The following is a 9,271-nucleotide window of genomic DNA, read 5'->3' as shown; positions in this document are numbered from 1 at the left end:
CCTGCTGTCCAGCAGCAGCGATCCGGCGTAGGCGAGGACCGCGACCAGCGCGAGACCGTAGGCCGCGGCCTTGTCCTCGAAGTAGTAGCCGGTGGCCCGGCCGCCGACCCGGGTGCCCGGCCTGCCCGTACAGATCGAGCACGGGCCGCGGAACGGCCGGGCGGTCGCGCTGACCCTCCACGGCAGGGGCGACCCCACGATGGCGACCGCCCTGCTGCGCGAGGCCGAGCGGGCCGGCGCCAGGGTCACCGTGCTCGCCATCGGCGACTGGCTCGACGAGCAGCCCGCGATGGCCCGCCGCATTCTCGACGGCGGCCATGAGCTGGGCAATCACACCATGCACCACCGCGACATCTGCGCGCTGCCGGCCGCCGACGCCGACGCCGAGATCCGTGGCTGCGCCGACCGGCTGCGCAGGCTCACCGGCACCATCGGCAGCTGGTTCCGCCCCTCGCAGACCCGCCGGGCCACGCCCCTGGTGGCCGAGCTGGCCCGCAAGGCCGGCTATCCGCACGTCCTCTCCTACGACGTGGACTCCCTCGACGCCAACGACCCCGGTGCCGCCGCCGTCCAGCGCACGGTCCTGGACTCGGTCGGGCCGGGCTCGGTCGTGAGCCTCCACCTCGGGCACGCCGGCACGGTGGCCGCGCTGCCCCCGATCCTCGACGGCCTCCGCCGACGCGGTCTGCGCGCGGTGACGACAACGGAGCTAGTGACCTGATGGCTGACCGGAACCGTACCCACGACCGTCACCGCCCGCGTGCGCGCCACCGGGCCGCGCTGTTCACCGTGGCCTGCGCGCTGGTGGCCGCGGGCTGCGGCAGCGGCGACGAGAGCGAACGGGCCGGGCAGAGCCCGCGGCCGGTCGAGCGCGCACCGGTCCAGGCCGCCAAACCGGGCCTGCCCGGGATGCCGCCGCTGCTGGACCAGCACGACCTCTACGCGGCGGACCGGCCGGGCAGGCTGGCGCCGCAGGTCAGGGACTTCCCCTCGCGGATCTACGTCCCCAACACCGGCTCCGACACGGTCAGCGTCATCGACCCCAAGACCTACAAGGTCATCGAGACCATCCCGGTGGGCGTCCAGCCGCAGCACGTCGTGCCGTCCTGGGACCTGAAGACGCTCTGGGTCAACAACAACCGGGGACACGACCTCACCCCGATCAACCCCGCCAACGGCAAGGCCGGCGACCCCGTCAAGGTCCACGACCCGTACAACCTCTACTTCACGCCCAACGGGAAGTACGCGGTCGTGATGGCCTCCATGGACCGGCAGCTGGTCTTCCGCGACCCGCACACCATGGAGGTCCGCAAGACGCTCCCGGTCAACTGCGCCGGCGTCAACCACGCCGACTTCTCGCCGGACGGCCGGTACTTCATCGTCTCCTGTGAGTTCTCCGGTGAACTGCTCAAGGTCGACACCGAGAAGATGAAGGTCATCGGCCAGGAGAAGCTGTCGTTCGAGGGCGCGATGCCGCAGGACGTGAAGATCTCCCCGGACGGCAGGACCTGGTACGTCGCCGACATGATGGCCGACGGCATCTGGGTCCTCGACGGCGACCGCTTCACCCGGCCCCGGCTCATGCCGACCGGCAAGGGCGCCCACGGCCTCTACGTCAGCCGCGACTCGAAGCACATGTACGTCTCCAACCGCGGCGAGGGCTCCATCTCGCTGCTCGACTTCCGGACCGGCAAGCTCGTCGACAAATGGCACATCCGCGGCGGCGGCAGCCCCGACATGGGCGGCCTGTCCACCGACGGCAAGGTGCTGTGGCTGTCCGGCCGCTACAACTCCGAGGTCTACGCGCTGGACACCCGCACCGGCAAGACCCTCGCCAAGATCCCGGTCGGCCAGGGCCCGCACGGTCTGGCGGTCTACCCGCAGCCGGGACGGTACTCCCTGGGGCACACCGGCATCTTCCGCTGACCGGCGCGCCCCGGAGGTGTGGTGCCGCGGCTAGGCGTTGTACTCGTCCGCCTTCTGCGGCTCCACGCCCTGGATCATGCCGCTGAGCACCAGGGAGCGGTTGGTGAAGCGCTCGGTGTCCACGCCGTTCTCCTTGAGGACGCTCATCGCGGCGGAGTGGACCGTGCGCAGCACCGGGGTCGCGGCGCGCAGCGCGTCATCGGCCATGAAGCGGTGGCGCCAGGGCTTGTCGGCCCAGACGTGCCGCAGGCCGAAGGGTTCGGGCAGGGTCAGCTTGCCGCCGAGGAAGTCCAGCACCGGCGGGAACCAGGTCAGCGGGGCACGGGCGGCGAGCCGGACCACCTCCTGCGGCTCGATGAGCGGCAGCTGCTGGGTCTTGGTCTCCCAGAACTTGACGACCTTGGCGACGTCCTTGGTCTTGGGGTCCGGTTTCGACGTGAAGAGGCCGTTGACCGGGCCGAGGGCGTGGCCGGTGACCTCGATGCGCAGGGTCTCGTGGAGCACCGTGACGGTGATCATGAGGGTGATCACCAACTGGCCGTCCCACAGGACGAACTGGACCCCGAGGTAGTGGCGGTTGCCGCTGCCGAACTGCTGCTCGTTGCAGATCCGCTCTATCTCGTGGCCGCGGATCTCGTACGCCTCCACATGGGTGCCCTCGGGGCGGGAGACGGCGGCGGCCTTCTCGCCGACCGGCGAGACGATCCAGTGGCGTACGGACGGGGTGGGGAATCCGCCGGTGTGCAGCGGGCTGCGCTCCAGCAGCCGCAGCTTGTCGTGGATCGCCCGGATCACGTCCCAGCTGCGGAACGGGTGGATCTCGCTGCCGCCCCGCGCCGGGATGAGCTCCTCGGCGAGCTGCCAGCTGCCCCAGCGCGTGCCCATGCCGAGTATGCCCTTGGGGCCGGCGTAGAAGACGACGTTGCTGTTCTGCTCGGCGGAGATTTTGGCGAGATTCTGACGGAGGGTCTCGGCGGCGATCTGGTTGGGGTCCTGGGGCACCGCCTCGGGGATCTTCGCGGCCACACCGCCGCCCTCCAGCAGCCCCTTCCAGGACTCCCGCATGGCCACCGCGGTCTTCTCGCTGATCTGCTTGGCCAGCCACCAGCCGACCACCGGGGCGACGATCATGCCCCGGGCGTACAGCGGCCAGAAGCCGTTGAGCGGCAGCTTGATCATGAAGAACACGACGAGGACGCCCAGCACCGTCAGCAGCACCCCGCCGATCAGGGAGAGCCCCTTGCCCGCCCCGTCCTTGGAGAGCAGCTTCCGCAGCTGGAAGACGCCCAGCCACAGCAGCACACCGGGCAGGAACAGCACCCCGAACAGCACCATCAGCAGCGTCAGTTTGGCGTCCCGCTGCTTGCGGATACGGGTGGCGGACAGACAGTGCTCGACGACGGTCTGCGGCTCGGTCCCGAAGGACTGGATGAGCGCGGCGCGCCCGCCGCCGAGCATCCGCACCTGCACCGCGCGCGCGAACGCCTCGCCGAGATTGGGCGCGAACAGCGACAGCTTGGGCTTCTTGATGGTGGACTTGCCGGAATCCGAGTCGGCTTCCAGGATCTTGTCGAGCAGGCAGTCCCGGTAGGCGGCCGAGGCAAGTGCCTGGGTCGCCGCCGTCTGCCCGGCGCTCCCCGACAGCGGGACCTGAGCCCCGGGACTGAAGTCAAAGCCGTCTGCCACTACCGCCCCCCACACCGCACGCATCCGATGATGCGGCTCTTCCCGACTTCCGCTGACGGCACACCTGTTGAGAGCCTGCTGTCGAGCCCGTGACCTCGTGTCCTGACGTCGACCCCCCGGTGCGAGGCCAGGATCTCAGCGTACAGCCGCCGTCCCGCCCGGAGGGGTCGAGCGGGACAGCGGCCGCTCCAACGGTTGACCGGCCGTCAACTATGCGCCGTTCTCCGCCTCTTCCCGCCACTTGTCGGCGAGCTGCGGCGGCATCGGCTCATGCCGCAGGTGGACGCGGGAGAACCGCCCGGTGCCGTGGGAGAGGGAGCGCAGATCGACGGCGTACCGGTCGATCTCGACCTCGGGCACCTCGGCGCGCACCACGGTGCGTCCCGCCCCTGACTGTTCGGTGCCCACGACCCGGCCGCGGCGCCCGGACAGATCGCTCATCACCTGGCCGACGAAATCGTCCGGAACCATCACGCTCACCTCGGACACCGGTTCGAGCAGGTCGATCCGGACCTCGGCGGCGGCCTCCCGCAGCGCCAGCGCGCCCGCCGTCTGGAACGCGGCGTCCGAGGAGTCGACGGAGTGCGCCTTGCCGTCGAGCAGCGTGACGCGGATGTCGACGAGCGGATGCCCGGCGGCGACCCCGCGTGCGGCCTGGGTGCGTACGCCCTTCTCCACGGACGGGATGAACTGCCGGGGGACCGCGCCGCCCACGACCTTGTCCACGAACTCGATGCCGGAGCCGCCGGGCAGCGGTTCGACCTCGATCTCGCAGATCGCGAACTGGCCGTGCCCGCCGGACTGTTTGACATGGCGGCCGCGGCCCGCGGCGGGGGCGCCGAAGGTCTCCCGCAGCGCCACCCGGTGCGCGACCGTGTCCACCTTGACGCCGTAGCGGGTCCGCAGCCGCTCCAGGGCCACATCGATATGCGCCTCGCCCAGACACCACAGGACCACCTGGTGGGTGTCCTGGTTGTGCTCCAGCCGCATCGTCGGGTCCTCGGCGACCAGGCGGGCCAGGCCCTGCGAGAGCTTGTCCTCGTCGGCCTTGCTGTGGGCCTCGATGGCGACCGGCAGCAGCGGGTCGGGCATCGTCCACGGCTCCATCAGCAGCGGGTCGTCCTTGCCCGAGAGGGTGTCACCGGTCTCGGCGCGGGACAGCTTCCCCACACACGCCAGATCGCCGGCGATCGCCTTGGACAGCGTGCGCTGCTGCTTGCCGAACGGGGTGGACAGCGCGCCGACCCGCTCGTCGACGTCGTGGTCCTCGTGGCCCCGGTCCTGCAGCCCGTGGCCCGAGACATGCACCGTCTCGTCGGGGCGCAGGGTGCCCGAGAAGAGGCGGACGAGCGAGATCCGGCCCACGTACGGGTCGGAGGAGGTCTTGACCACCTCGGCCGCGAGCGGACCGCCGGGGTCACAGGTCAGCGCCGGGCGCGGGGACCCGTCCGGGGTGGTCACGGCCGGTGCCTCGCGCTCCGCGGGCGTCGGGAAGCCACCGGTGATCAGCTCCAGCAGCTCCACCGTGCCCAGCCCCTGCCTGGCGCCCTCGGCGGCCGGGGCGGCGGCCAGCACGGGGTGGAAGGTGCCGCGGGCGACCGCCGTCTCCAGGTCCCCGACGAGGGTCTTGATGTCGATCTCCTCGCCGCCGAGGTAGCGGTCCATCAGGGACTCGTCCTCGCTCTCGGCGATGATGCCCTCGATGAGACGGTTGCGGGCCGCCTCGACCAGCGGCAGCTCGTCCGCCGTGGGCGCGCGTTCGGTGCGCTCGCCCGAGGAGTAGTCGAACACCCGCTGTGAGAGCAGGCCGATGAGGCCGTGCACGGGGGCGTGGCCGTCGGCGCCCGGCGTGCCGTACAGCGGCAGGTAGAGGGGGAGGACGGCGTCCGGGTCCTCGCCGCCGAACGAGGTGCGGCAGCGCTCGGTCATCTCGTCGAAGTCGGCGCGGGACGCCTCCAGGTGCGTGATGACCAGCGCGCGCGGCATCCCGACCGCCGCGCACTCGTCCCAGACCATCCGGGTCGCGCCGGCCACGCCGTCGGCCGCCGAGACAACGAAAAGGGCCGCGTCCGCGGCGCGCAGACCGGCCCTGAGTTCCCCGACGAAATCGGCGTAGCCGGGGGTGTCCAAGAGATTGATCTTGACTCCGCCCCAGTCCACCGGGACCAGGGAGAGCTGTACGGAACGCTGCTGGCGGTGTTCGATCTCGTCGTAGTCGGAGAGACAGCCGCCGTCCTCGACCCGGCCCGCCCGGTTGACCGCGCCGGACGCCAGCGCGAGGGCCTCGACCAGGGTGGTCTTTCCCGATCCGGAGTGGCCGACCAGCACCACGTTCCGCAGGGCCGTGGGCTGGTCGGCCGTTGATGCCCTGCCGGCGGCTCCCGGGTGTGTACTCGATTTCTCGCTCATGTGTCTCGCCTCCAGGTCGACACTTTGCGGTGATTCGAGCTTTCCACCGAGGCCATGCCGCGTCCATACGTGGCGCACCGGGCCGGTGTGGCCAAGGGCGCCGGGCACAGCGCCGGGCACACCCCGCACGGCCTGCGGGGGCGTCCGCGGGCGTGCGCGGGCCGTCCTGAGCCCCGGGACGCACCCGGCGCCGCGATGCGTTCGTGGTGCCCCCTGACCTCCTGGCTACGATGGGCCCGCCGGTGGCCGCTAGACCGCACGGCCCGTTTCGACTCCCGGGAAGGCCATGCTGAACAAGTACGCGCGTGCGTTCTTCACGCGTGTTCTCACGCCGTTCGCCGCCCTGCTCATCCGGATCGGCGTCAGCCCGGACGCGGTCACCCTGGTCGGCACCGGCGGCGTGGTGGCCGGCGCACTGATCTTCTACCCCCTGGGCGAGTTCTTCTGGGGGACGGTCGTCATCACCCTGTTCGTCTTCTCCGACCTCGTCGACGGCAACATGGCGCGGCAGCTGGGCCGCTCCAGCCGCTGGGGGGCGTTCCTCGACTCCACCCTCGACCGGGTCGCCGACTCGGCGATCTTCGGCGGGCTCGCCCTCTGGTACGCGGGCCGGGGCGACAGCCTGCTGCTCTGCGGGATGGCGATCTTCTGCCTGGCCAGCGGCCAGGTGGTCTCGTACACCAAGGCGCGCGGGGAGGCGATCGGGCTGCCGGTGGACGTCAACGGGCTGGTGGAGCGCGCCGAGCGGCTGGTCGTCACGCTGGTGGCCTGCGGCCTGTCGGGGCTGCACGCCTTCGGGGTGCCCGGCGTGGAGATCCTGCTGCCGATCGCGCTGTGGATCGTCGCCGTCGGCAGCGCCGTCACCCTCGGCCAGCGTGTGGTGACGGTCCGACGGGAGTCGGCAGAGGCCGACGCCATGGCACAAGGGGGGAACAGCGCATGAGCGCGCGCAGGAACGGCCGGCCGTGGATCGACGGGGAGAAGCTGGCGGACGCGCTCTACGCCCTGGGCTGGAGCACCGTCAAGAAGCTGCCCGAGGGCGCCGCGGTGGGCCTCGGCCGGCGGATCGCCGACACCGCCTGGAAGCGCCGCGGCAAGGGCGTCCTCCGCCTGGAGGCTAACCTCGCCCGGGTCGTCCCGGACGCCACGCCGCAGCGGCTCGCCGAGCTCTCCCGGGCCGGGATGCGCTCGTACATGCGCTACTGGATGGAGTCCTTCCGGCTGCCGGCCTGGAGCAGGGAGCGGATAAGGGCGGGCTTCACCGTCGAGGAGGTGCACCGCCTGGAGGAGGGGCTCAAGAGCGGCCGGGGCGTCATCCTGGCACTGCCGCACATGGGCAACTACGACCTCGCGGGCGCCTGGGTCACCACCGAGCTCGGGGTCCCCTTCACCACCGTCGCCCAGCGTCTCAAGCCCGAGTCGCTCTACGACCGCTTCGTCGCCTACCGCGAGGGCCTGGGCATGGAGGTGCTGCCGCACACCGGCGGCGCCGCCTTCGGCACGCTCGCCCGGCGGCTGCGGGCCGGCGGGCTGGTCTGCCTGGTCGCCGACCGTGATCTGTCCGCCTCCGGGATAGAGGTCAAGTTCTTCGGCGAGGCCACGAAGATGCCGGCCGGTCCCGCCGTGCTCGCCGTACAGACCGGCGCCGTGCTGCTGCCCGTCACCCTCTGGTACGACGACACCCCCGTCATGCGGGGCCGGGTCCACCCGGAGATCGAGGTCCCCGAGACCGGCACCCGTGCCGAGAAGGCCGCCCAGATGACCCAGACGCTTGCCGACGCCTTCGCCTCCGGCATCGCCGACCACCCCGAGGACTGGCACATGCTGCAGCGGCTCTGGCTCGCCGACCTGGAACCGCGCGAGCAGCCCGGCGCCCCGGGCACCTCCGGAACGGAGTCCGCGTGAAGATCGGCATCGTCTGCCCGTACGCCTGGGACGTCCCCGGCGGCGTGCAGTTCCACATCCGTGACCTGGCGGACCACCTGATCCACCTCGGTCACGAGGTCTCCGTCCTCGCCCCCGCGGACGACGAGACCCCGCTCCCGCCGTACGTCGTCTCCGCCGGCCGCGCGGTCCCCGTCCCGTACAACGGCTCGGTCGCCCGCCTCAACTTCGGCTTCCTCTCCGCCGCCCGGGTACGCCGCTGGCTGCAGCACGGCGCCTTCGACGTCATCCACATCCACGAGCCGGCCTCGCCCTCGCTCGGTCTGCTGTCCTGCTGGGCGGCCCAGGGCCCGATCGTGGCGACCTTCCACACCTCCAACCCGCGCTCGCGGGCGATGATCGCCGCCTACCCGATCCTGCAGCCCGCGCTGGAGAAGATCAGCGCGCGGATCGCGGTGAGCGAGTACGCCCGCCGCACCCTCGTCGAACACCTCGGCGGCGACGCGGTGGTCATCCCCAACGGCGTGGACGTCGACTTCTTCGGCACCGCCGAGCCCAAGGCCGAGTGGCAGGGGCGCACGATCGGCTTCATCGGCCGGATCGACGAGCCGCGCAAGGGCCTGCCGGTCCTGATGGAGGCGCTGCCCGCGATCCTCGCCGAGGTACCGGACGCCCGGCTCCTCGTCGCCGGCCGCGGCGACGAGGAGGAGGCCGTCGCGGCACTGCCCGCCGACCTCCGCTCCCGGGTCGAGTTCCTCGGCATGGTCAGCGACGAGGACAAGGCGCGGCTGCTGCGCAGCGTCGACCTCTACGTCGCGCCCAACACGGGCGGCGAGTCCTTCGGTATCATCCTCGTCGAGGCGATGTCGGCCGGGGCGCCCGTACTGGCCAGCGACCTCGACGCCTTCGCCCAGGTCCTGGACCAGGGCGAGGCCGGCGAACTCTTCGCCAACGAGGACGCCGAGGCGCTCGCCGCTGCGGCTGTACGACTTCTCGGTGACCCCGCGCGACTCGGAGAGCTGCGTGAACGTGGTGCCCGGCATGTACGTCGCTTCGACTGGGCGACCGTCGGCGCCGACATCCTCGCCGTCTACGAGACGGTCACCACCGGGGCGGTGTCCGTTGCCACGGATGAGCGGGTTGGTCCGCGGGGCCGGCTTTGGCCGGCGAAGGATTGATCTCGACCTCCCCGCGTTTTCGGCTGTCCCGCCGTGGTGGCTTGTCGCCGTTGCGCCTGCGGCGGGCGGGTGGTTGTTGGGTGCGGTGACGGGCCTCCGGGGCAGGGTTTCCGGACTGCTTCGCTTTACGTCCGGAAACCCTGCCCCTCCGGCCCGTCCCCTCCCGTTGGGGGAGTGGTGACGGTGAG

The 9,271-nt window shown here is 71.5% G+C and carries 7 protein-coding genes and 1 pseudogene; 5 read left to right on the top strand and 3 right to left on the bottom strand.

Annotation, left to right across the window (positions count from 1 at the left end; translation table 11 throughout):
- The coding region (locus ACWC9R_RS36510; protein WP_450738128.1) for a hypothetical protein at positions 1 to 186 on the bottom strand (186 nt) is incomplete at its 3' end.
- On the opposite strand from ACWC9R_RS36510, the pseudogene ACWC9R_RS36505 reads away from it, so the two are divergent.
- Both ACWC9R_RS36505 and ACWC9R_RS36500 read left to right on the top strand, forming a co-directional pair.
- Positions 95 to 721: pseudogene (locus tag ACWC9R_RS36505) on the top strand (polysaccharide deacetylase family protein); the annotation flags it as partial. The gene ACWC9R_RS36510 and the pseudogene ACWC9R_RS36505 overlap by 92 nt on opposite strands.
- Entirely contained in the window at positions 721 to 1,926 is a 1,206-nt protein-coding gene (locus ACWC9R_RS36500) for a YncE family protein (RefSeq protein WP_450738126.1), read from the top strand. The pseudogene ACWC9R_RS36505 and the gene ACWC9R_RS36500, both read left to right, overlap by 1 nt.
- A gap of 30 nt (positions 1,927 to 1,956) precedes the next feature.
- Here the strand turns inward: ACWC9R_RS36500 and ACWC9R_RS36495 are convergent, their stop codons facing one another.
- On the bottom strand, positions 1,957 to 3,636 hold the full coding sequence (locus tag ACWC9R_RS36495) for a hypothetical protein (RefSeq protein WP_450738125.1): 1,680 nt from the start codon (positions 3,634 to 3,636) through the stop codon (positions 1,957 to 1,959).
- A 186-nt stretch (positions 3,637 to 3,822) separates the two neighbouring features.
- On the bottom strand, positions 3,823 to 6,021 hold the full coding sequence (locus tag ACWC9R_RS36490; RefSeq protein ID WP_450738123.1) for an elongation factor G-like protein EF-G2: 2,199 nt from the start codon (positions 6,019 to 6,021) through the stop codon (positions 3,823 to 3,825).
- A gap of 286 nt (positions 6,022 to 6,307) precedes the next feature.
- Between ACWC9R_RS36490 and pgsA the strand changes: the two genes are divergently transcribed.
- Genes pgsA through ACWC9R_RS36475 form a run of 3 tightly spaced genes read left to right on the top strand, consistent with a single transcriptional unit; the run spans position 6,308 to position 9,083 of the window.
- Positions 6,308 to 6,964: a phosphatidylinositol phosphate synthase gene (pgsA, locus tag ACWC9R_RS36485; RefSeq protein WP_362609993.1), complete on the top strand. Its 657-nt coding sequence runs from the start codon at positions 6,308 to 6,310 to the stop codon at positions 6,962 to 6,964.
- On the top strand, positions 6,961 to 7,926 hold the full coding sequence (locus ACWC9R_RS36480; RefSeq protein WP_450738121.1) for a phosphatidylinositol mannoside acyltransferase: 966 nt from the start codon (positions 6,961 to 6,963) through the stop codon (positions 7,924 to 7,926). Before pgsA ends, ACWC9R_RS36480 begins: the two co-directional genes overlap by 4 nt.
- Positions 7,923 to 9,083, top strand: coding sequence for a glycosyltransferase family 4 protein (locus ACWC9R_RS36475; RefSeq protein ID WP_450738119.1), 1,161 nt, complete (start codon positions 7,923 to 7,925; stop codon positions 9,081 to 9,083). Before ACWC9R_RS36480 ends, ACWC9R_RS36475 begins: the two co-directional genes overlap by 4 nt.
- Positions 9,084 to 9,271: the final 188 nt, after the last annotated feature.

The sequence above is a fragment of the Streptomyces sp. NPDC001219 genome, assembly GCF_053597915.1.
This window is presented reverse-complemented; position numbering and strand designations above follow the sequence as displayed.

Excerpts from the sequence above, each read along its gene's own strand:
- ACWC9R_RS36500 (WP_450738126.1), top strand. The coding sequence starts at position 721 with ATGGCTGACCGGAACCGTACCCACGACCGTCACCGCCCGCGTGCGCGC.
- ACWC9R_RS36495 (WP_450738125.1), bottom strand. The coding sequence starts at position 3,636 with ATGCGTGCGGTGTGGGGGGCGGTAGTGGCAGACGGCTTTGACTTCAGT.
- ACWC9R_RS36490 (WP_450738123.1), bottom strand. The coding sequence starts at position 6,021 with ATGAGCGAGAAATCGAGTACACACCCGGGAGCCGCCGGCAGGGCATCA.
- pgsA (WP_362609993.1), top strand. The coding sequence starts at position 6,308 with ATGCTGAACAAGTACGCGCGTGCGTTCTTCACGCGTGTTCTCACGCCG.
- ACWC9R_RS36480 (WP_450738121.1), top strand. The coding sequence starts at position 6,961 with ATGAGCGCGCGCAGGAACGGCCGGCCGTGGATCGACGGGGAGAAGCTG.